This is a genomic window from Treponema ruminis (assembly GCF_014201975.1).
GTDB lineage: Bacteria > Spirochaetota > Spirochaetia > Treponematales > Treponemataceae > Treponema_D > Treponema_D ruminis.
In genome coordinates this window covers 151,831-173,543 of sequence record NZ_JACHFQ010000001.1, presented here as the reverse complement: position 1 = coordinate 173,543, position 21,713 = coordinate 151,831, and the positions used below count along the sequence as shown (strand labels likewise).

Annotated in this window: 16 protein-coding genes; 3 read left to right on the top strand and 13 right to left on the bottom strand. The window is 46.8% G+C overall.

Annotation, left to right across the window (positions count from 1 at the left end; translation table 11 throughout):
• The first annotated feature begins 1 nt into the window (after position 1).
• A complete protein-coding gene (locus tag HNP76_RS00685) occupies positions 2-718 on the top strand; it encodes a YfcE family phosphodiesterase (RefSeq protein WP_184656437.1) in 717 nt (238 codons plus the stop codon).
• A gap of 2 nt (positions 719-720) precedes the next feature.
• Here HNP76_RS00685 and HNP76_RS00680 read toward each other — a convergent pair whose 3' ends face one another.
• The 8 genes from HNP76_RS00680 to HNP76_RS00645 all read right to left on the bottom strand — a co-directional run bounded on the left by HNP76_RS00680 (position 721) and on the right by HNP76_RS00645 (position 8,361).
• Positions 721-1,413 (bottom strand): MBL fold metallo-hydrolase, encoded by a 693-nt coding sequence (locus HNP76_RS00680; protein ID WP_184656435.1) that lies wholly within the window; start codon positions 1,411-1,413, stop codon positions 721-723.
• Positions 1,414-1,419: 6 nt separating this feature from the next.
• Positions 1,420-2,250, bottom strand: a complete 831-nt coding sequence (locus tag HNP76_RS00675; RefSeq protein ID WP_184656433.1) for a DbpA RNA binding domain-containing protein — start codon at positions 2,248-2,250, stop codon at positions 1,420-1,422.
• Between the two features lie 29 nt (positions 2,251-2,279).
• Positions 2,280-3,203, bottom strand: a complete 924-nt coding sequence (locus HNP76_RS00670) for a GNAT family N-acetyltransferase (RefSeq protein WP_184656431.1) — start codon at positions 3,201-3,203, stop codon at positions 2,280-2,282.
• A gap of 6 nt (positions 3,204-3,209) precedes the next feature.
• Positions 3,210-3,806, bottom strand: a complete 597-nt coding sequence (locus HNP76_RS00665; RefSeq protein WP_184656429.1) for an ATP-dependent Clp protease proteolytic subunit — start codon at positions 3,804-3,806, stop codon at positions 3,210-3,212.
• A 59-nt stretch (positions 3,807-3,865) separates the two neighbouring features.
• Positions 3,866-5,209 (bottom strand): GGDEF domain-containing response regulator, encoded by a 1,344-nt coding sequence (locus tag HNP76_RS00660; RefSeq protein WP_184656427.1) that lies wholly within the window; start codon positions 5,207-5,209, stop codon positions 3,866-3,868.
• Positions 5,210-5,229: 20 nt separating this feature from the next.
• The gene (mazG, locus tag HNP76_RS00655) at positions 5,230-6,096 is read right to left on the bottom strand and encodes a nucleoside triphosphate pyrophosphohydrolase (RefSeq protein ID WP_184656425.1); all 867 of its coding nucleotides are present in this window, start codon (positions 6,094-6,096) and stop codon (positions 5,230-5,232) included.
• A gap of 1 nt (position 6,097) precedes the next feature.
• Positions 6,098-6,754 carry an aminoacyl-tRNA hydrolase gene (pth, locus tag HNP76_RS00650; protein ID WP_184656423.1) on the bottom strand — a complete coding sequence of 219 codons (657 nt, stop codon included), beginning with the start codon at positions 6,752-6,754 and terminating at the stop codon, positions 6,098-6,100.
• Positions 6,755-6,855: 101 nt separating this feature from the next.
• Positions 6,856-8,361, bottom strand: coding sequence for a carbon starvation CstA family protein (locus HNP76_RS00645; protein WP_184656421.1), 1,506 nt, complete (start codon positions 8,359-8,361; stop codon positions 6,856-6,858).
• 508 nt (positions 8,362-8,869) lie between these two features.
• On the opposite strand from HNP76_RS00645, the gene HNP76_RS00640 reads away from it, so the two are divergent.
• Positions 8,870-9,706 carry a sigma-70 family RNA polymerase sigma factor gene (locus tag HNP76_RS00640; protein WP_184656419.1) on the top strand — a complete coding sequence of 279 codons (837 nt, stop codon included), beginning with the start codon at positions 8,870-8,872 and terminating at the stop codon, positions 9,704-9,706.
• Between the two features lie 108 nt (positions 9,707-9,814).
• On the opposite strand, the gene HNP76_RS00635 is transcribed toward HNP76_RS00640, so the two are convergent.
• Genes HNP76_RS00635 through HNP76_RS00615 form a run of 5 tightly spaced genes read right to left on the bottom strand, consistent with a single transcriptional unit; the run spans position 9,815 to position 20,144 of the window.
• Positions 9,815-12,076, bottom strand: coding sequence for an ATP-dependent DNA helicase RecG (locus tag HNP76_RS00635; protein WP_184656417.1), 2,262 nt, complete (start codon positions 12,074-12,076; stop codon positions 9,815-9,817).
• A 24-nt stretch (positions 12,077-12,100) separates the two neighbouring features.
• The gene (locus HNP76_RS00630) at positions 12,101-12,691 is read right to left on the bottom strand and encodes a YggT family protein (protein WP_184656415.1); all 591 of its coding nucleotides are present in this window, start codon (positions 12,689-12,691) and stop codon (positions 12,101-12,103) included.
• A gap of 43 nt (positions 12,692-12,734) precedes the next feature.
• Positions 12,735-16,445: a DNA polymerase III subunit alpha gene (gene dnaE, locus HNP76_RS00625; protein WP_184656413.1), complete on the bottom strand. Its 3,711-nt coding sequence runs from the start codon at positions 16,443-16,445 to the stop codon at positions 12,735-12,737.
• A gap of 6 nt (positions 16,446-16,451) precedes the next feature.
• Positions 16,452-19,352: a response regulator gene (locus HNP76_RS00620; RefSeq protein WP_184656411.1), complete on the bottom strand. Its 2,901-nt coding sequence runs from the start codon at positions 19,350-19,352 to the stop codon at positions 16,452-16,454.
• A gap of 30 nt (positions 19,353-19,382) precedes the next feature.
• Positions 19,383-20,144: a response regulator gene (locus HNP76_RS00615; RefSeq protein ID WP_184656409.1), complete on the bottom strand. Its 762-nt coding sequence runs from the start codon at positions 20,142-20,144 to the stop codon at positions 19,383-19,385.
• 169 nt (positions 20,145-20,313) lie between these two features.
• Here HNP76_RS00615 and HNP76_RS00610 point away from each other — a divergent pair, with 169 nt between their 5' ends.
• Positions 20,314-21,678, top strand: coding sequence for an MATE family efflux transporter (locus HNP76_RS00610; RefSeq protein WP_184656407.1), 1,365 nt, complete (start codon positions 20,314-20,316; stop codon positions 21,676-21,678).
• Positions 21,679-21,713 lie beyond the last annotated feature (35 nt).

Genomic DNA, 21,713 nt, shown 5'->3' with positions numbered 1-21,713 from the left:
ATTGATAGAACTTATACAGCAGCCGAATCTGGCAATCGGCTCCCAGTCAGCAATAGAGGAATTCTCAAAAAAGGAACATGCAAAGCTTCTTGTGCTTTCAGATTCCCACGGAAATCCTCAGATTTTGCAGTCCATCATTACGTCCTTTGGGCCTCAGTGTGACGCCATGTGTTTTTGCGGCGACGGGGTGTTTGACCTGATTTACGCCCTTGAACTGGCTTTCAACGACAACGATTTCGGAGCCAAGATTCCGCCGGTCATCTATTTTGTGCGCGGAAACGGCGACAATTCAACTTCGACGATTTTTACAGACCAGAGGATTTCGATTACCGTGCCGGATTTTCAGGAATTTTATGTTGCCGGGCGAAAGATTTTCCTCACCCACGGTCATCGCTACGGTGTTTATTACGGTCTTTCTGAGTTGCGTTCAGAGGCTGTTAGCCGGGAATGTGACGTCGTTCTCTACGGCCACACCCACGTTCCAAATTCCCTTAAAACTCATGCGGTCAGGAATGGCAAAAAGGAATTTCTGGCTGTTTTGAATCCTGGAAGCTGTTCCCAGGCTCGCGGCGGTATGCCAAACACCTTTGCAGTCGTTCATGTTGATTCTGATGAAGAAAAAATGAGCTGTCAGTATTTTAAGGTTCTTTGGGACAGATACGGCGATACGGTCTTTTCTAAGATTCCAACTCCGCGCGGAGAAATAAGGCTTTTCTAAAATTAATAGTTTTCGGCCAGTGTAAAGCCCGTGTGGTCGTGGCCGGGATAAACTTTTGTGTCTCCCTCACATTCTTCCACGATTTTTGCAAGACTCTGGTGGATTTTGCGCTCGTTGCCGCCAATCAGGTCTGTGCGCCCCCATGACTTGAAAAAGAGGGTGTCGCCAGAAATCAGGATTTCTTCGACTTCATTGTAAAGGCAGCAGGAACCTTCGGTGTGGCCCGGAGTGTGCATTACATGCCAGTTTGAAAGGGCTGCTTCTAAATTTTCCGGGAATTTACAGTCTTCAAAAACTTCCTGCAGGGATTTGCCTTCTTCAAGGAAAGCCGTGGCTTCCGGGAGATTTGATACATAGGGGAGGAACTGATCAAAGCCCATCTGAGCCAGAGCCTGGCCCTGTGAAAGCTCTGATGAAGGACCGATCATGTCCGCGTCGTTTTTGTGGATTGCAATAGGAATTTTAGGAAAGGCTTTTTTGATGGCTGGAAGACCGGAAACGTGGTCAAAATGTCCGTGTGTGAGGACGATTGCCGCCGGTCTTAGTTTTTTTGATTCCAGATAGGAAACGATTGAACCTTCATCCCTTGAGAATTTGCAACCTGCCGGATCAACGATAAGGACATAATTCTCACAAAGAGGAATAAGAAAAGTGTTGACCCGAAGGGGGCCTGTCCGCAAAAGATGAAGGCTCATAGGCAATTACAGGTCTTCTGATGAAGAAGAGCGTGGTGCGCGGGCAGCAAGAATCTCTTCGTCTGTCATCTGTGCCTGAGCAGCGGCGAATGCAGCCTGCTGTGCCACAGTATCGTTGTTGCTAGATGTGAAGCTGTCAACGATTGGAGCTGATTCATTTGAAACGTTTGGAACTGGTTCGTTGTTCTCGTAGTTTTCTGCAGTCTCTTCTTCGGCTTCCTCACCTTCCGGGCGCTGTTTTGAATAGCTTACGCTCAACGGGCGGCCACGGTAAACATGTCCGTTCAGTGCGGCGATAGCTTTTTCTGCATCTTCTTTGAAAAGCTGAACGAATGAGTAGTTTGCGAGAACACGGATATCACCGATTCGCTCTTTTTCTACTCCTGCTACGCTGATAAAAAGACCAACAAGGTCGCGTGGGTAAACGCGACGGTTGCGGCCGATGCTTACGAATACAACTTCTGAATTTTCTGCTGGAATCTGAACTCTTGTAAATCGCTCGCGTGGAGCTGCTTCTGTTTCTCCAGCTTCTTCTGTCTGAGCTTCAGTGCGCTCGAAGCGGTTGAAGCGTTCTTCTCTGTTTGCATGGAAATCTTCGCGCTCGTTGAATTTGTTGAAACGGAAGATTGCGCCGCCGGCGTTTCGCAAAAGATAAGCGGCTACATAAGAACGCATTGTGAGAGGTACGTTCTTTTTGAAGACTTTCTTGAGTGCTTCAAGTTCATCAGGATTTGCCTTTACTTTTGAAACAACATCTTTAAGATAGTTGGCTGCCTGATCGAGATCAATCTCTCTGTTCTGTCTGAAATTTCTTCTGAAATTGCGTCTGAATGCCATAATAAAAAATCTCCTTTTTAAAATTTGGCTTACTTGTCTGTCAATTCTAGCATGTATGCGGAGCCTTTTTTTTCAAATCCACAACGGGCTAACAATGGCTCCAAATAATCTGGTATTACAGAATCAACAATAATAAAACTCTGAATTCCGCATCTCTTTAAATAGGAAATGCCGCGTGAAAAAAGCTCTCTGGTAATTCCTAAGCCACGGTAATTCTGATTTACAAAAACTGCGGTGAGAGCCACCACTTTTTCTGCAAAGGACTCGCATTTTGAAAATAAAATACAGCCGGCGAATTCATCTGACAGTGTGCGGCAAATAATTCCGTCTATGTCAGAAGGGGTTTCATAATTAAACTTGCGAAGCCAAAAATGAGCAATCGCTTTTGCCTTGTTGCCTGCAAAGTCTGATTTAATTTCTTCTGCGATAAGCTTCGCTTCACTTAAGACACAATCATTGTCCTTCTGATGATTGTAGGGGTGGAATTCAAAATCTTCCTGAGTCAGTTCGTTATATTCTTCAAAATCCTGATTCAGTTTTTCCAGGCCCCAAGATTCGCGGAGCGAATTGTACCAATCCACAACAACTGCACGCATTTCTGATTCTTTGAAAGCATGAAATCGTTTTTCGATGTGCGGGTACTGTTTTAGCACATTTTTAAAATTCCTGAATACCCCCCTTCCATTTGCAAGAACCTGCTGCAATTCCTTACGAACCTTGGGAACGCGAACGCTCTCTGCAAACTTTTCCATAATTTCAAATCCGTCGTCCGAATTCCAGGCCGGCAACGGATAAAGGTTTTCGTTTTCTTCAAAATCGCTTGTCTCAGATTCTTCTAAGGAATCCAGAGGCAGGACTCGGGCGTTTGCGGCATCGAATACGAACTCTGCATTTTGGTCTTCCATCGAGAAAATAATATCGTCAATGATAGATTTCGTAAGTTCGAATGCCATAATTGGCTACTTAAGGTCTGAGCGTTTTGAGATTACCTTGCTTACAAGACCGTATTCCAGAGCCTCGTCTGCTGTGAGCCAGTGGTCGCGGTCGCAGTCCTTTTCGACCTGTTCTTCGCTCTTGCCTGTCTCTGCTGCAATCAGTTTAATGAGCTTCTTTTTTGATTTTGCGATTTCTTCGGCCTGAATTTCCAAATCAGTTGCAACTCCACGCGCAACACCGCCGATCAATGGCTGATGGATAAGGTAGTGGCTGTTTGGAAGCGCAAAGCGGCGCTCTTTTGGAACTGAAAGCAAAATAATTGAACCCATGCTGGCAATAAGGCCTGTTCCGATTGTGTAAACAGGGGCATTGATAAAGCGAATCATGTCGTAAATGCCGAAACCTGAATCGATTGAGCCTCCAGGTGAGTCAATGTAAATGTAAATCGGTTTGTCGCTGTCGGCTTCGAGCAAAAGAAGCTGTTTGATGACTTTGGCTGTGTTTTCTTCGTTAATCTCGCCGCTCAAAATAATCTGGCGGGTTTTCAAAAACTTTTCGGAAAGTGAATCGTCCTTCTGTTCAGACTTTTTTTCTTCTTCGTTGTCGTTAAAAATTTTCATATTATAAATATACCCAAAAAAAGCTAAAAAGTAAATCTGAATTTCTCTTGAAGAACAATTTAGTCGTCGGCCCGGCGTGAATAACCTTCTTCGGTTTCGTGGTTGATGAATTCAGATTCCTGGGCGATTTCAACATTCTCTGACTCTTCCAGCTTCTTCCAGTTTGACAGCATTCGCTCTACGAGAGCCGGGAAAGACTCTTGTGAAACATGAGGAAGGAGGAAAAGATACTGATTTTGACGGATTCTCACCATGATGTCGCTTTTGCGCAGGGACTGGGAAAGGGTGTCGCCAAAAAGATCCGCTGCCATTGGAAAAAAAGTCAGATTGTTTGTAGGCGAAAGGGTCAGCAGGAGCATGTAGGCTGTTTCTTTGTAAGTCTTGATGTAGCGGAGGAAGAATCTGTAGACCTGAGTAAAGGCTTCCTGACCGATGAAATAGGCGCCTGAGCCCAGATTGCGTTCTTCGAAAATCATGTTGAGGGCGTGCAAGTCTGCCAGGGAAACTTCTGAGCGGACGTAAGAGTCCCTCTTTTCATGGATTGCAAAGCCGTGCTTGCCGTTCTGCTTGACCGTGTAGAGGGCGTGGTCGGCATCGTTGAACAAATCCTGGAAGTCAGTGCCTGAATTTGGAACTATAACAGCGCCGATTGAGGCGCCGAGTGGAATGTTCATGTCATCGCCGAGAATTTCCTTGGCTCTTTTTGAAATTTGAGAATTGAGCCGCTTGGAAATTGATGAAATGATTGAAATTTCTGTGGTTGAAACGCAGAACAGAACGAATTCGTCGCCGCCGATACGGCCGAGAACGTCGGAACTGCGGGTGGTGGAGCGGAGAATGTCCGCAAAGGCCTTTAAAATTGAGTCGCCGGCTTCGTGACCGTATAAATCGTTGACCAGCTTGAAGCTGTCCAGGTCAATCACCATAAGGATTCCGTCGTTCATTTTGCAGATGTCGGTCAGCTTGTCTGTGACGGCACCCTTGTTCAAGAATCCTGTGAGGCGGTCGGTGCAGGCTTCTTCCATCAAGTCCTTGATTTTATCGACTGTGTTGAGGATGTTTTCGACCCGCTGCAAAAGGACCTCGGGGCGGAAGGGTTTTCTGATAAAGTCAGAGGCTCCTGATGCGAACCCCCTTGCTTCTACTTCGTCGCCGTCCTTGCCTGTCATAAAAACAACCGGAATCGTAATTGAATAATTCTGTTTTAGTATTTCGTAAAGCTCAAAGCCTGACATTTCCGGCATGAGCAGGTCCGTGAGGATTAGGTCGGGCTTTTCGCGGCCGTATAGCTTGAGCGCATCGGCGCCGGATGTAGCCGTGACGACATCATATTTTTGAGACAAAATCTGGGCTGTGAGAGATAAAATTACTGGTTCATCATCAACTATAAGTATTTTCGCCATACTCTCTCCTGAATTTTCTGCTACTGCATCTGCTTTGCTTTATTCCAAAATTCCATCATGTCCATGTGATTTTTATGGTCCATATCGATATTGCTGTTCTTCATGTTTTCCTCAACAAAGCGGAAACGTGATTCGAATTTTTTCATTCCTTTCTGAAGGGCTATGCTGGGGTCAATTCCAAGCCATCTTGCGTAATTTATGAAGCACATGAGGGCATCGCCGTATTCTTCTTCGAGGTGATCCTGGGCCTTTTTCTCTTCTTCGGTCTTTGGGATGACTGAAAGGGGGTGCAGACCGTCATAATTGTGAAGCTGCTGGACGTCGATAAAGGCATCGTGCATTTCGGCAAGCTCTTCGCAGAACTTAAGCTTGACTTCGGAGATTGAATTCCAGTCGAAGCCAGCCTTTGAAGCTTTTTTTGCCATCTTGAAGGCCTTGAGAATGGGTGGGAAATTTTCCGGGATTGAGTCGAGGACTGACTCTGACTTGCGGCCCTCGACATTTTCCTTGATGCGCTCCCACTGATTGAGAACCTTTTCCGGATTGCCTGCCACGCTTTCTGTGACCTGAGACTTTCCCTCGCTCTGGGCAAAAACGTGGGGGTGACGACGGATGAGTTTTTCGGTGATGGCCTTGATTGTCTCGTCCACCGTGAAGAGGCCCTTTTCCTCAAAAAGATAGGCGATGAGGACTACGTTGAGAAGAACGTCGCCCAGCTCTTCCTTGACATGGGCGCTGTCTTCCTGAGTGATTGCGTCGATTGCCTCACAGGTCTCTTCGAAAAAAGTGGTGCGGAGAGAAAGAGGCGTCTGTTCCTTGTCCCAGGGACAGCCCTTGCGAACGGCTTTGACTATTTCAAAAAAGTGTGCGAAAGAGTTTTCTCTCATATTACTTCTCCACGATTTTCTTTTTGCTCCAGCCCTGCAGAATTCGGTTCGGATCGGTTGAAAGCAGAAGTTTGCAGAACATTTCGTTTGTGGGCGCGAATTCCTGGGCAAGAATTATGCGTTCGTCCGCGGTAAAATTTGAAAGCACGTAGTCGGCGATGTTTGCATTTGCAGGCTTTGAAATGCCGAACCTAAGCCGCCAGAAATCTGCTGTACCGAGAACGGCTTTTGCAGAGCGAAGGCCGTTGTGGCCGCCAAGACCGCCACTCCATTTGAGGCTGACTGTACCGATTGGAAGCTCCAGCTCGTCATGCACGACAAGGATTTCGTCGTTGTTGATTTTGAAAAAACGTGCAAGCTCGCCGATTGATTCTCCGCTGAGGTTCATGTAAGTGAGCGGCTTGAGGAAGTAAATTTTTTCTGGAGCTTCTTCGGGGACTCGCGGTGTGCCGCCGTCTTTGGTGGTATAGACGCCTGTTTCGCCCATCCATTCGGCCAGAACGCGAGTTTCAACAACTGCATAATCACCCTTGAATTTGTTTTGGAAATAGAATTTATTATAAAAAGGAAGCTGACTTGCAAATTGCCATGCAACATTGTGCCGAGAGTTTTTGTATTCTTCGCCGTAGTTCCCTAAAAATGCAACGAGTTTAATCATATCCTTATATTATAAGCCTAAATTCAGAATTTTACAATTACTGGGAGAAAAAAAACAAGCTCCCGTAGGAGCTTGTTTTGTAGTGGTCGGTAATTTTCCGTTTATTTTCTACCAATAACTACTGCCTTCTGTCGTTCGAGGCTTGCGGCTGGGTTGCGGTAGGTGGTAAAGAGGAAGATTGCTAGGAATACTACTGCTGCAATTACACCTACTGTGTATGAGATTGTGAGGCCTGTTGCGCCTTTGGCTCCGAGGTTGATACATTCTGGGGCATACATCAAATAGGTGATTGATACTGCTGACATGAATGTTGCCGGAATTGCGGCGATCCAGCAGCGGTTTTTGTTCTCGTAGTTGGTTGCGAGATAAACAGCCCCTGCCCAAAGAACAATCATTGCCAAAGTCTGATTAGACCATGAGAAGTATCGCCATACGACATTGTAGTTGATGAAAGAAATTGCGTAGCCGATAAGAAGCAACGGAATTGCCGCGCTGAGCCGAACTTTGATTTTCTTTTCATCGAGCTTGAACCAATCGAAAATTGTCATTCGTGCGCTTCGGAAAGCAGTGTCGCCAGATGTGATAGGACAGACGATTACGCCGAGCAATGCGATCGGGCCGCCGACTTTACCGAGCAATGCAACACACATTTCGTAGACTGAGCTTGAGTTTCCGCCGCCGATTGCTTTGAGGGCAGAAAGACCAGAGCCACTTCCGTCTTTGTTCCAGAAGAATGCTACTGCTGCACTAGCCCAGATGAGAGCGATGATGCCTTCTGCGACCATTGCACCGTAGAAAATCCTGCGGCCTTCTTTTTCACTCTTGATACAGCGAGAGACGATTGGTGACTGAGTTGCATGGAAGCCGGAGATTGCACCACAAGCTACGGTGATAAACATGAGCGGCCAGATTGGTTTAACGCCTGTTCCGTCAACATTTCCTGGGTAAAGGTTTTTGAGAGTAAGCTCCATCATTGGACGCTCGCCAGAATGAATCATTGTTCCGATGATGATGCCGACTGCCATGAGAATCAAAAGAATACCGAAGAATGGATAGACTTTACCGATGATTTTATCGATTGGAAGAAGGGTGGCAAGGAAGTAATAACAGAGGATGATGATTGTCCAAAGTTTTACGCTCATGCCTGGGGTAAGTTTTGCAAGAAGACCTGCAGGGCCGACCATGAATACAACGCCGACCAGAACAAGAAGAACAACCGAGAACACACGCATTACATTGTGCATTACAGGGCCAAGATATTTTCCAGTGACTTCGGAGATTGAAGCACCATCGTTTCGCTCGGAGAGCATACCTGCTGTAAAATCGTGGACTGCACCGGCAAGCAGCGTACCCGCTACAATCCAGATATAAACGCTAGGGCCCCACATTGCACCGGAAATAGCACCGAAAATCGGGCCAAGACCTGCGATATTCAACAGCTGGATTAAAAAAGCCTTTGCTGCTGGAATCGGAACATAGTCTACGCCGTCTGGATTGGCAACAGCCGGCGTGGGATTGTCCGTGGGCTTGAAAATTTTCTCAACGAGAGAACCATAAACGAAGTAGCCACCAATAAGGATGGCCAGTGCAACAAAAAATGTTACCATAAAACCTCCTAAGCTGGATGGGGAGCTTTTTTTAACTTCTCAAGCGGCTTTTTTTGTTTAAATTGTAAATCTAGTTTTTTGTATTGTCAAATTTTTTCTAATTTATAGAAGAAAAATACTGTGTGTCAAAATGATACAGAAAAGAATCTGAACCGAGCCGGTGTGTTATTTTGACACAAAGATTCCGAAACAAGTTCGGAAAGACAATAATCAGCCGACGCGTTAGGGAGTTGCGACATCGTGTCGCGACAAGAATTTTGTAAAACAAAATTCTTGCGGGTTTAACTTGCTTTTACCCGCCTCCATGCGGGGCAAAATTTAAGAAAAAAAAAGCGGAACCCCGGAAGACCCGGCCTTGAGCCTGTAAAAAGTCGTATTACGGGTTTTTACAGGCTCAAGGAAACGCCCAAATTCGCGAATTTTCATTTTAACTCTTTGATTTTAAAGAAGTTGGCACGAAACTTGCTATATTTTATATGTAAAAAACGAAACTTACAGGAGATTTGCTATGAAATTTGACGACGAAATGATGGACCTTTACCTCAAAGATATCAACCGGGTTCCGCTTTTGACTGCGGAAGAAGAGAAGGAACTGGCTGTAAAAGCACGAAATGGCTCAAAATCTGCAAAAAACAAGCTTGTAAACGCAAATCTCCGCTTCGTTGTGGCTATCGCAAAGACTTATCAGGGCCGGGGCTTTGAGCTGATGGACTTAATCAGTGAGGGCAACCTGGGGCTTATGACTGCCGTAGACCACTTTGATGTGTCAAAAGGATACAAATTCATTTCTTACGCCGTCTGGTGGATTCGTCAGAGCATCCAGAAGGCAATTTATGACCGAAGCCGTGCTATCCGCCTGCCGATGAACAAGGTCAACGAGCTTTACCAGATTGAAAAAGCCCGCACAATGGTTGAGACTGACATGGCAGAGGACGAGCAGATTACAGAAATCGCAAAAATCCTGGGAATGGAAGCCGGCTATGTCCGAAATCTGCTTAACTTTAACCGCGATATGCTCAGCCTGGACGCACCGATTGACTCAACAAAGAGCGATGCCGTCATGGGCGACATTTACAAAGACGAAATCAACCCGACTCCGGAGCAGGCCGCAATGGAATCTGCCCTCAAAAACGACGTCGAAGGTGCACTCAAAACCCTCAAGCCAAAGGCAGAGCGTGTTCTTCGTATGCGATACGGCTTGGGCGGTTACAAAGCAATGTCTCTCAAAGAGATTGGCGATGCATGTGGCCTCACAAAAGAGAGAATCCGTCAGATTGAAAAGGGCGCGGTTCAGATGTTGCAGTCACCGTCGAGAAGAAGACGATTGGAAGCGTACGTAGCTTAAAAAAAACGGGCTCCCGTCGGGAACGCGTCCTGAACATCGCAGTGAGCAAAGCTCAGGCGATTTCGTGCCGCAACCCCGACTCCGCCCGTTTTTTTATGCATCACCTGGCTATGAATCGACTTCTTCTTGGCTTATTATAGAAAACGCCTCGATTCTTGCTTCTTTCATAATTTTTTCATCTCTTGCCAGGTTGGCGATTTTGAATTCTAGGTCGCCGCTTTGGGCTGTGCCGGTGATTTCGCCGGGGCCTCGCAGTCTCAGGTCTTCTTCGGCGATTTTAAAGCCGTCGCTTGTTTCGTGGAGGGCCTTCATGCGGGCGATTCCGTTTTCCGTGATGTTTGAGCGGTAAATCAAAAAACAGTAGCTTTGGGCCTTTCCTCGGCCGACCCGTCCCCGCAGCTGGTGCAGGGCTGCCAGACCGAATCTGTCTGCCTGTTCGATTACCATGCAGGTCGCATTCGGAACATCAACTCCAACCTCTACGACCGTTGTTGCCACGAGAACCTGAATCTTGTTCTCGCGGAAATCCTGTAAAATCTGATTTTGACTTTCCTCGTCGATTTTTGAATGAATCAGCGCGCACTTGTAATTTGGATAAACCTGAGTTTGCAGGAAGTTAAAGCTTTCTTCTGCGGATTTGAGGCTCTGTTTGCCAAATGAATCCGAGCCGAATTCTCCTGAGTCCAGATTTCCTTCGATTGCCGGGTAGACAAAATATGCCTGATGTCCGGCATTGAGTTCCTTGCGGACGGCTTCGTATGCGTTGCGCTCGTTTCCGGCTTTTGAAAGATAAGTGACGACTGGCTTTCTGCCTTGGGGCATCGTGTGGATTGTGCGCACGTCGAGGTCGCCGAAGACTGTGAGGGCCAGGGTCTGAGGAATCGGAGTTGCGCTCATCATCAAAAGATTTGGCTCGCGGAAAGGGGGCTGGGCGTATTTGTCAGTAGCGACTACGGAAGTGCGGCCTTTGTCCAGGATTGCCGACCTCTGCATTACGCCAAAACGGTGCTGCTCGTCGATTATTGCGAGGGCAAGGTCGTGATACTGGACGTTTTTTGAGAAAAGGGCGTGGGTTCCGATTACGAGATTGATGTCGCCTTTTTTGAGGGCTGCAAGAAGATTGTCGCGCCCCTTTGTCTTGATGTTGCCGGTAAGATATGCAACGCTTACGCCAACCGCCTCAAGCTGTTTTGCGGCATTTTCGGCGTGCTGGCGGGCTAAAAGCTCTGTTGGAGCCATGAGGGCGACCTGACCTCCGTAATCAATCACGCGCAGGGCCGCGAAGAATGAGACGAGTGTTTTTCCGGAGCCGACGTCGCCTTGAAGGAGAGTGCGCATGGAGAAGTGTGGAAGAGAAGAGTGAGAGGGGGAAGTCTCCCCCCACGCCCCCACTTCGTTGGTCGCTCCCCTCTCTGCGGGGGCTACCCCCGCAACGCCCCCATAAAAACCATAATTTCGGTCAATGTCCTCGTTCATGAGGGCTATTACGCTCATCTGATCGGGCGTGAGCTTGTAAGGTAGTCGGGCAAGAAGATTTTTTTGCCTTGTCGAAAGATTTGCGACAAATTCTTCTTCGGAAACTTGCTTTTGTGTGCTTTCTGCGGTATCAACTTCGATTCTTGGCAATTTTCCCCGGTGGGCGATTGCCCGCTCAGCCAGAGTTTTCTGGAATAAAAAAAGTTCCTCAAAGACCAGGCTGTTTCTCGCTCCGATTGCCTCGGAAAGCGTTTTTGGAAAGTGAATCTGGCGGATTGCGTCTTTTTTGGAAAGCAGGTGTCTTTTTTCGATGATTTGAGCTGGAAGGTCATTTTCCAGGCCCAGCGAAAACTGCTTGAAAGCTGCCTGAATCGTTTTGGTCAGGATTTTGTTGGTGAGTCCTTCTGTGAGCGGATAAATCGGGAAAACCTTGCTGTTGGGAACGGCAATTCCTTCAAAAGCAGAAAGTTCACCGCCGTCCGAGATTTTTTCAAGTTCAAAGGAAGTTGACTGATATTTTCCGTATTTGATTTCGCATTTTGCCGTGAGGGCTGCAATCTGACCGACCGGGTGAGTTTTTTCCATGAAGGGGCGGTTGAATGCCACCAGCTCCACGAGTCCGCTTCCGTCGCTTGCAATCAGCTTCAAGGTCTTCATTTTGCCGTAGCCGAACCATTCATGGCCGACAATCTGGGCAATCGTGTGGACTTTTCCGGTCTGATTCTGCATGGACTGGGCAATCGTGGATTTTTGCGTGCGGTCTTCGTAATCGCGGGGGTAAAACTGAAGCAGGTCAGCAATCGTAAAGATATTGAGGCGGGAAAAGAGAGCCTGCTTGCTGGGGCCGATGCCTGGGAGAGTCGAAATGGAATTATTTAATTCAGAAATGTGCATTACGACCTCCAGACGGTAGATTTTTTAGAAAGGAATTAAACTGATCAGTGTTCCCAAAATTCGGATTGCGTATGTAATAACAGCTGAGAAGACGACCAGCGTGATGAATGAAGTGACAAGGGCCTTTACAAAGGAAATCGTGCTGTTTTTGAAGAAGATTCCTGCGATTCGGAAAATTATCGGTGAAATTGCCCTGTCCATGGCAGTCCAGATTGAATAAGAACCCTGACCGTCGCCAATAAAAAGATAGACAATCAGGCGGACAAGAATGATTACAGCCAGGAAGCCCAAAACCGAAGTGAAGATGTTTCCGACGAGCATTACCAGCATTGCAAGAATCGTTGAGAGGCGGAAGCCAACTCCTGTTGCAAGACTTGTGAAAAAGGCTTGTGCCGCCATGAGGATACAAAGCGCGATGGCCGGAGTAAAATCAAAGGAAGAAAAGCGCAGGAAACGGAAGCGGCGGAAAATATCGAGGTAGGGGTCGCACATCTGACGGAGAACCATGCCGAATTTAGAATATTCAGCACCTGGAAACCAGCTGAGCATGATGCGGATAAAACAAAGCAATGTATAAATTGAGACTACTGAAGCCAAAATAGAAAAAATATTCATATAAAAAATATAATGCTTTCTCTGCAAAAAGACAAAGAATTTTTTATACGCACCAGACATCTTTTACGAGAGGAATACCCTTCAAGTCTTCCAGAAATTCCTTGGTTGCCGGAGCCTGCAGCTGGTTCGATGCCTTGACGATATAATTGTCACTAGGCGTGTCGATGTGGAAATAGACCGAACAGGTTCCGTTGGCACCGAAAAGATATTCCTTGAGGCCGAAAATCTGCCTTTCATCAGCGAAATTTCCATCAACCTGAATGTGGATTTCTTCGATCGCCTTTTCCTGAAGGACATTCGGATCTTCGATTGAATCAACCAGCATACTCGGAGTTTCGCGGCTTGAGTCGATTTTGCCCTTGAAAGCGTAAATCTTGTCGTTTTCGATTTTGTCTTTTAAGCTAGCCCAAGTCTTCGGGAAGAAAGTCAAATCGAATGAGCCGTTGTAATCCTGAAGTTTTGCGAAGGCCATCTGATCGCCTTTTTTCGTGTTAATCTGCCTGAGTTCCATGAGCATTCCCACCGCAGACTGAACCCGGCCTGCGTTCCGCATCTGCCAAGGATTTCTGCCGCTGGCTGCCATGGCTTCCTTTTCAGCCTTGTCGTCCTTTGCAACACGATTGATTGTGAGCGAGTTGACCGTTGCCTTTTCGTAGGCTTTCTTGTAATCATCGAGAGGATGTCCCGAAACATAACAGCCAATCAGGTCTTTTTCCATGTTGAGCTTTTCGAGTCGTGAGCAGTCTTCTACCTTTTCAAAAACAAAGTCAGCGTATTCCTTTTCGTCCGTGTCGCCGAAGAGGGAAAGCTGTCCGTCATCAGCACCAAAGGCGATTTTTTCTGCATAGGCGTAGGCCCGGTCGAGGTTTGAAATCAGTGTCGGGCGGTTCTGGTCAAGATTGTCGAAGCCGCCGCATTTAATGAGGACTTCAACCGCTTTTTTGTTGATTGCGGTCTGCCTCATTGATTTTCCTTCTTCCTCGCTCTTTTCTTCGCCTGGAATTTCCTTGACTTTGATGACTCGAATCAGGAAGTCCATGAAATCCTTGTAAGGGCCGTTCTGCTCGCGCTCATAAACGATTGCCCTGGCAGCCCTGTCGCCCATGCCCTTGATTCCCTTGAAACCAAAAACGATGTGGCCGTCAACGACGTCGAAAATTGAGTCCGAGCGGTTTACGTCAGGCGGATCGACAGGAACTCCGATTCTTCGGGCTTCTGCGATGTAGGCCGGCAAACCGTCCGTGGAAGTGATTTCGTTTGTAAGGTTGGCCGCCATGAATTCAGCAGGCTTGTTTGCCTTGAGCCAGCCTGTGCGATATGCGAGGACTGAATATGCAGCCGCGTGAGACTTGTTGAAACCGTAGCCAGCGAATGGAATCATGATTTCAAAGATGTCCTCGGCGTGTTTTGCTTCAAATCCCTGGGCAACGGCACCTTCGACGAATTCCTTTTTCTTGCCCATCATGACTTCAGGCTTCTTTTTACCCATGGCTCGGCGAAGCATGTCCGCGCCACCAAGGGAGAAGCCCGCAATTTTCTGGGAAACCTGCATGATCTGTTCCTGATAGACCATAACGCCGTAAGTTTCCTTCAAAATCGGCTCAAGACATGGGTCAGGATAGTGAATTGTCTCCGGCTTCCATTTTCCGTCGATGTAGTCCGGAATACAGTCCATCGGGCCCGGTCGGTAAAGGGCGTTCAAGGCAACCAGATCTTCGAGCTTTTCAGGCTGGAACTGGCGCAAGATTTTCTGCATGCCCGGAGATTCAAACTGGAAGACGGCAGCAGAGTCGCCCCGCTTAAAGAGTTCGAATGTTTTGGGGTCAGTTTCGCTCACTTTTGCACAGATAAAGTCAGGTTCGCCAGGCTTTTTATGCTTGTTGATGATATTTTCGGCATAGCGGATGAGGGAAAGGGTTTTGAGACCCAGGTAGTCGAATTTTACGAGTCCGCACGGCTCGATGATGTCCATCGTGTACTGAACGCCGACTTTGCCCGTTCTGGAATCCATGAAGACCGGAGCCCAGTTAGGAAGCTCGGTGAGGCCGATAACCATGCCCGATGCGTGGAGTCCTGTGTTTCGCTTACAGCCCTCAAGCTTGATTGCAAGGTCGAAGAGCTTTTCGTAGCGCGGATCGTGGCGGAATTCTGCGAGCTGACCGCCGTCCTGGAATTTTTCTGTCGGCGGCTCAAAGCAGTTCTTGAGCTTGGCCTTTAAGTTTTCGGAAACTTTTGATTTGAGCATGTTGACTTCGGAAAGAGGAATGCCCAGAGTGCGGCCAACGTCGGCGATTACGTTTTTTGGCTTTAAGGTACCGAATGTGACGATGTGACCGACTTTTTTGTCTCCGTACAAATCGCGGGTGTGCTGGATGATGTCCTGGCGGTAGTCGAAGTCCATGTCAACGTCGAAGTCCGGCATGGAGACTCGCTCAGGATTCAAAAATCGTTCGAAAATCAGTTTGTAGCGGAAAGGATCGATGTCCGTAATCGTAAGGCAGTAGGCAACCAAAGAACCCGCGCCCGAACCTCGTCCCGGACCAATCGGCATGTAAGGCTTGGGGCGGTTGTTTACGTTGTCATAAGTTGATTTTGACCAGTTGATGAATTCCCAGACGATGAGGAAGTAGCCGGAAAAGCCCATCTTCAAAATGATTGCCATTTCGTATTCGCAGCGCTGGCGGATTTGAGGCGTGATTTCCTTGTAACGCATACGCAGGCCCTTTTCGACGAGGTGGCGCATGTAGTCGTCCTGGTTTTTGGCGTAATCTTCGCCGTGAGTCTGGAATTCTTCCGGCAGGGCAAATCGCGGCAAAGTGCCCTTGAGTTCCATCGTCTTGTACTGATGAATCGTAAGGTTGCACATGTTTGCGATTTTGATCGTGTTGTCGTAGGCTTCCGGGCAGTCCGGGAAGAGAAGACGCATTTCTTCCTCGGTCTTGAAATACCACTCGTGTTTTTCGCCGCCCATTGTCTGGTGAGGCTCGTTCATGTTCTTTTTAAAGCCGATACAGCGCAGACAGTCTTGGGCTTCCCAGTCTTCTTTTTCGATATAGTGAATATCGTTGGTAACGACAAGAGGAATATCAAGTTCGTGAGCCAGTTCAATCAGCTTTTTGTTGACGATTTTCTGGTCTTCGAGGCCGTGGTCCTGCAATTCGATGTAATAGTGGTCGGGGCCGAAAAGATTTTTGTACTTTAAGGCAAGCTCTTTTGCTTCTTCGTCCTTGTTGGCGAGCAAAAGCTGGGGAAGTTCGCCCGCGATACAGGCAGAGCAGCAGATTAAGCCCTCGTGATATTTTTCGAGAAGTTCAAAATCGATTCGGGGTTTGTACCAGGTTCCTTCCGTGTAGGCGATTGATGAAAGCCAGCTCAGGTTTTTGTAGCCGGTTTCGTTTTCGCAGAGAAGAATCAGGTGGAAGTAGCGGGCCTGCCGGTCTCCGTCCTCGCCCTTGTGTGAATATGGAACGGAATTTTTTTCGAGGTGAGAGCCGTAAGCGACGTAAAATTCTTCGCCTACAATCGGATTGATACCGTTTACATGGCAGAGATGCTCAAAGTTGAGGGCACCGAACATGTTTCCGTGGTCAGTGAGCGCAAGTGCCGGCATGTTGAGCCTTTTGGCCTTGGCGACCAAATCATCGAGCTTGGCACAGGAATCGAGCAAAGAATAATCCGAATGAACATGAAGATGAACAAAATTAGCAACCGGCGTGCCTTCCGGGGCCGGGTCAAATACGTGATAATCTGCCATAGAAGATTATTCTATCACGATTTTTAGGATTTTGTCTCTGTCAACTTCTGAAATCGCTTCTATCAGCTGGGCGAAATGATCCTTCTTTTCATCAGGGATTTTGAAATCCTTCATCATTGCTACAATCTGATCGGCCGTGTCAAAGTCAAATGCTTCGATACATTCCTTGATGTTCTTGACGGCCTCCGCGTATTGCTCCAGAGGCATTTCTTCCTTGTTTGAGTCATCCTGGGACTCAGCGCAGAGGGGAGCGAGGTTTTCTGTGTAGGAGCGGTAAAGTTCCAGCAGGGGCGGAGTTTTTTTGATGATTTCCGAAATGTTCTCGTCGTCTCCGCATTTTTCCAGATATTTTGCATCGTCAGAGAGTTTTGAGGCTCCAATCAGGCGGGCAGAAGATTTTAGGGCGTGAACCAGAATCGTGTAGTTGCGCCAGTCTTCCTCAACGACAAATTCCTGGATTCGGTCGGAATTTTTCTCAATGTTCTTGTAGAATTCCTTGAGGGTTGCTTCCAGAATGTCAGCCCCGCCGGTGTATTTGAGGGCGTCGTCAACGTTAATCCCTTTTATGACCGAGAATTTTTCTTTTTCGGCTCTTGCCTTGTTTGCCTCGATTTCGCCGTTCTCGTCGAGGGTCATGATTTCGTCGTCCATCTTGATTTCAACGTCTTCGATTAAATCTTCCGGCAGATATTTTAAAATCATTTCCTCAAGATTTTTGCCTTCGATTGGCTTGGTCATGTAGTCCGTGAAACCTTTGGAAAGATACATTTCCTTTGCACCGGATATTGCGTTTGCGGTGAGGGCGATTACAGGAACTCCCTTGCTCTTGTTTCCTTCGAGCCGGAGCATATTTTCGAAAGTCTGAATTCCGTCCATGCCAGGCATACGGTGGTCAAGAAAAACAATGTCATAGTGTTCTTTTTGAAGGGCTTCAAGGGCATCGTAACCGCTGATTACAGTGTCTACATTAATCTGAGTCTGTTTGAGCAGGCCCCGGACGACCGTAAGATTGAGTTCAGTGTCATCAACGACGAGAATCCTTGCCTTTGGAGCCGTGAAAAGCTCGTGGTAGCCTTTTTTGTTTTCAACGGCTTTTTTAGAGGTTTCTTTGAAGTCACCGATTGGTTCCCAGTCAATAACTCCTTGTAAAATAGAGAAATAGAAATCGGAACCCTCGCCGTACATACTGACGACTTCAAGGCGGGAATCCATGAGGGATAGAAGACTTTGTACGATGTTGAGGCCAAGGCCTGTTCCCTCGATGGTGCGGTTCTTTTCTTCTTCGATTCGCTGAAAGGCCGTAAAGAGCTTTGGAATGTCCTTGTCCTTGATGCCGATTCCCGTGTCAACTACATGAACTGTCAGCATGACGTGAGAATAATCGACCTTGCTGCCGGTGATTGAAAGGGAAACCGAACCCTCGTTGGTGTATTTGATTGCGTTTGTGAGCAGGTTAAGGCAGCACTGCTTGATTCGGACGTCGTCGCCGTAAAGAAGATGGGGCGTGGACTCATCGACATTAACCTTGAGGACGAGATTTTTGTCTTTGGCCCGTTTTGAAATCATGTTGACCAGATCGTTGATTGACGTGCTCAGGTCGTAGTTTGTCGGGATGATTTCAAGCTTGCCCGCTTCGATTTTTGAGAAGTCGAGGATGTCGTTTACGATGCTGAGAAGGCTCTTTCCTGCGTTTTCGATGTCGCGGGAATAGCCGGTGATTTCGTCATCCTTGCTTTCCCGGAGAATCATTTCGTTCAAGCCAAGAACGGCGTTGATTGGAGTTCGGATTTCATGCGACATGTTTGAGACGAATTCCGACTTGGCCTTGCTTGCCGCCTTTGCCGTTGCCAGCTGGGTTTCCAGAAGCTGGGAGCGTTCGAGGTTTTTGATGTAGCTTTCGGTGGTTGAAAGCATGTCTACGAGGGTTTCATAAAGGATTCCGATTTCGTCCTTCGACTTGATGTTGAGTGCCTTGATGTCGAGCCGGGGAAGGTCCCTCGTGTGCTCGGTCATGTTGCAGAGATTTGAGTCCTCGACGGCTTTTGCCATGAGCTGAAGGGGGTGACTGATTGAAATGTTCGTGTAAGAAAATGCAAAAAGAATCAGCGGGGTGGCAACAATCATCATGAGAACGATAAGCCGGGTTGCAAAAACAACCTGCTGCCAGCTTGTGACATTTCTGAACTGCTCAAGAAGTGTATTGGAGAATGCAAAACCTGCCACAAGGAGGACAAGTGCTTCAAGTATGATGAGATTAGAAAGTTTTTGACGAATTTGCCGCCCCTTTTTTCGCGCAAGGACTGATTTTAACAGCCTGAGTTCTTCGGATTCATAAACGCTCGCAAAAAAAAGATTTTTAATCTTCTCAGGAAAACAGTTATAATATAGAAAACAAAATGCACAGACGACGAATGAAGGAACAGCCGCCAGCGTAAAATGGAAGAGTTCTGCCTGGAGCAGAATATCCCTGTCTTCGAGAATGGCAAAGAGAATGTGCCAGACGTTGCCAAGAAAAATTGAAAAAATGAAATGCGCAAGAACTGTAGTCCAGATTTTTTTGTACCAGTTATGAAAGATTGGAAAGTTAGCAATCAGGGAAGAGAGCAGAAGAATGAACGTGTGGTACGGAAACATGTGCGCCGTTATCGTTTCAATGATGAAGAATAATAGCACCACAAGCGAACCGACAGCATAACCGGAGAGAGAAGTGAGGAGCATTACAGGAATAATCTGCAGGTAGACGCGGATATTGTGGACAAGCCAGCCATGAAAAGTGAAATCCGTCTGCCCGCCAAGATGTTCAATCAGAATCAAAAGAATGAGACAGATTGCCGTTGTAAGAGGAATCGTAATCTGATAATTCTTATTTCTCAGAAAAAAGTAAGAAGTATAGTCTTTTTCTGGCATGAATCCCCCATTGCTGAAAAATGAGAACTATTATTTGCCTTTAAAGAAATCGTCTACAGTTTTAAGGAGCATGTCTGGTTCGGAAGATTTAAGGAGATACTTTTCCGGACCTGCGGCAAGAACCTTCATGACTGTTTCCTTGTCATCCTTGGAAGTGAGGAATATTACCGGAATGTTTGAAAGGTTTACGTCGTGCTTGAGCATTTCGAAAATCTGAAGGCCCGAAGCGACAGGCATTTCGTAATCAAGAAGAATCAGGTCAACGTGGTTTGAAGAAAGGAACTGAAGGGCGTTGAGGCCTGAGTTTGCCATGTAAACTTCGTATTTTTTTGAAAGCCAGATTTTCATGGTGCGGAGCATTACGCCGTCATCATCTACGACGAGAATTTTTTTGCGGCCTGGTGTGCCGCCCTCTTCGCTTGTGATGAGCATGTTGAGCTTTTTAATGACGTCCTGAATGTTTACGGGGCGGCTGAATGAAGCTGAAACGAGGGATTTTGGATAGACTTCGTAGGCGGCTTCGATTTCCATGGGGTTGCCGATAAGGTAAAGGACCCGGTCGTGGCCTTCTTCGGTGACTAATTTTTTGAGGTATTTAAGGGTGCCGTTGAATTTGTTTAAATCGCCTTCGAGATAAACGATGTAGATGTCTGGAATGTTTTGAATCAGTGAAATTTCAACCATGTCAGGCTCGGCGGTCGATACGTCAAAGCGGGCTTCTTTGAGGGACTTTATCATTGCGGTAACTAAAAAGTTCTGAGCTTCGCTAACAAAAAGTATGCTTCGTTCCATTAAAACCTCTTTAAAATCTTTTTAAATTATACTACATGTTTTTAAATTTTCATAGAAAAAAATTAGATTTTAGATTTTTTAAAATTAACTTTATCCGCTTTTTCTTTTGATGCTAATAATTCTTTAACGTTTGTTGACATTTTTTACTTTTTTCTGCTAAATTTTTACCATGATTAAGAATATTGATGTTTTTGAGAAAGACCCGATTCCAAAGGCGGTCTTTAAGTTAGCTCTTCCTACCGTTTTAAGCATGATTGTTGCTGTCTTTTATAATATGGTAGACACTTTTTTCGTAGGAAGAACAGGCGACCCTAATCAGGTTGCTGCGGTGAGTGTGGCGACTCCAGTGTTTTTGTTTTTTATGGCTGCCGGAAACATCTTCGGTATGGGCGGCTCATCTTTCCTCAGCCGGGCTTTGGGCGAAAAACAATATGATAAGGCCAAGAAAATCAGTTCGTTCTGTCTCTACGCAGGTCTTCTGGTCGGCGTGATTGGCGCCATCCTCATGTTCGTTTTCATGAGGCAGATTCTCAACGCTGTCGGTACGAGTGAAAACACTTTCGGCTTTGCAAAGTCATACCTCTCATGGATTGCTTATGGCGGTCCTGCAATCGTAATTTCCACGGCTTTCACAAACTTGATTCGTGGAGAAGGTGCGGCTCAAAGCTCAATGAAAGGAATGATGGCCGGAACAGTGGCAAACATCATCCTCGATCCTATTTTCATCCTTGATTCTTTCCTCGGAATTCCATGTCTTGGTCTCGGCGTGGCCGGAGCTGCAATCGCAACCGTAATCGGCAACCTGGTTTCAATCGCCGTTTACTTCTTCCATGTCGTAAAATCTTCTTCCGTACTTACACTCAGCCCCAGGTATTTCCAGATTCGTGACGGAATCCTCAAGGGCGTTCTTTTGATTGGTCTTCCGGCTTCAATCACAAACATCCTCATGAGCTTGAGCAACATTCTCATGAACAAATTCCTTGTCACATACGGAGATGTTGCAGTCGCAGGCATGGGAATCGCGATGAAGGCAAACATGCTCGTAGTTTTCGTGCAGCTTGGTTTGGGTGCGGGGGTTCAGCCTCTGGTTGGCTACAACTTCGGTGCAAGAAATTTCCGCCGCATGAAGGATACCATGAAATTCGCAGTTCTCTGCAATACCATCGCGGGCGTTATTCTTGCCGTACTTTACTGGATTTTCACTCGTCAGATTGTAAGCGTATTCATTGGAGACGGAGCTGTAATCGATATGGGCGTTAAGATGCTCCGCGCACTCATGTACTCAAGTCCTCTTCTCGGAATCATGTTCGTATTGAACTTCTCCTTCCAGGCCATGGGCAAGGCAAAGGAATCTCTTGCACTTGCAGTCAGCCGACAGGGCTTTGTTTTTGTTCCGTGTACAATTATTTTAAACTCTATTTTCCATCTCGAAGGACTGATTCTTTCTCAGCCGATTGCTGACATTGTTTCAATCATCATGGCGATTTCGATGTTTATGTTCATGAACAGAGATTTCAAGAACGTCCTGTCCTAGTGTACTTTAGCTTACTTTTTTGTTAGAATAATTTC

Bases quoted from the DNA above. Each gene is read 5' to 3' on its own strand.
- HNP76_RS00680 (WP_184656435.1), bottom strand. From the start codon at position 1,413: ATGAGCCTTCATCTTTTGCGGACAGGCCCCCTTCGGGTCAACACTTTT.
- HNP76_RS00675 (WP_184656433.1), bottom strand. From the start codon at position 2,250: ATGGCATTCAGACGCAATTTCAGAAGAAATTTCAGACAGAACAGAGAG.
- HNP76_RS00670 (WP_184656431.1), bottom strand. From the start codon at position 3,203: ATGGCATTCGAACTTACGAAATCTATCATTGACGATATTATTTTCTCG.
- HNP76_RS00665 (WP_184656429.1), bottom strand. From the start codon at position 3,806: ATGAAAATTTTTAACGACAACGAAGAAGAAAAAAAGTCTGAACAGAAG.
- HNP76_RS00660 (WP_184656427.1), bottom strand. From the start codon at position 5,209: ATGGCGAAAATACTTATAGTTGATGATGAACCAGTAATTTTATCTCTC.
- mazG (WP_184656425.1), bottom strand. From the start codon at position 6,096: ATGAGAGAAAACTCTTTCGCACACTTTTTTGAAATAGTCAAAGCCGTT.
- pth (WP_184656423.1), bottom strand. From the start codon at position 6,754: ATGATTAAACTCGTTGCATTTTTAGGGAACTACGGCGAAGAATACAAA.
- HNP76_RS00645 (WP_184656421.1), bottom strand. From the start codon at position 8,361: ATGGTAACATTTTTTGTTGCACTGGCCATCCTTATTGGTGGCTACTTC.
- HNP76_RS00640 (WP_184656419.1), top strand. From the start codon at position 8,870: ATGAAATTTGACGACGAAATGATGGACCTTTACCTCAAAGATATCAAC.
- HNP76_RS00635 (WP_184656417.1), bottom strand. From the start codon at position 12,076: ATGCACATTTCTGAATTAAATAATTCCATTTCGACTCTCCCAGGCATC.
- HNP76_RS00630 (WP_184656415.1), bottom strand. From the start codon at position 12,691: ATGAATATTTTTTCTATTTTGGCTTCAGTAGTCTCAATTTATACATTG.
- dnaE (WP_184656413.1), bottom strand. From the start codon at position 16,445: ATGGCAGATTATCACGTATTTGACCCGGCCCCGGAAGGCACGCCGGTT.
- HNP76_RS00620 (WP_184656411.1), bottom strand. From the start codon at position 19,352: ATGCCAGAAAAAGACTATACTTCTTACTTTTTTCTGAGAAATAAGAAT.
- HNP76_RS00615 (WP_184656409.1), bottom strand. From the start codon at position 20,144: ATGGAACGAAGCATACTTTTTGTTAGCGAAGCTCAGAACTTTTTAGTT.
- HNP76_RS00610 (WP_184656407.1), top strand. From the start codon at position 20,314: ATGATTAAGAATATTGATGTTTTTGAGAAAGACCCGATTCCAAAGGCG.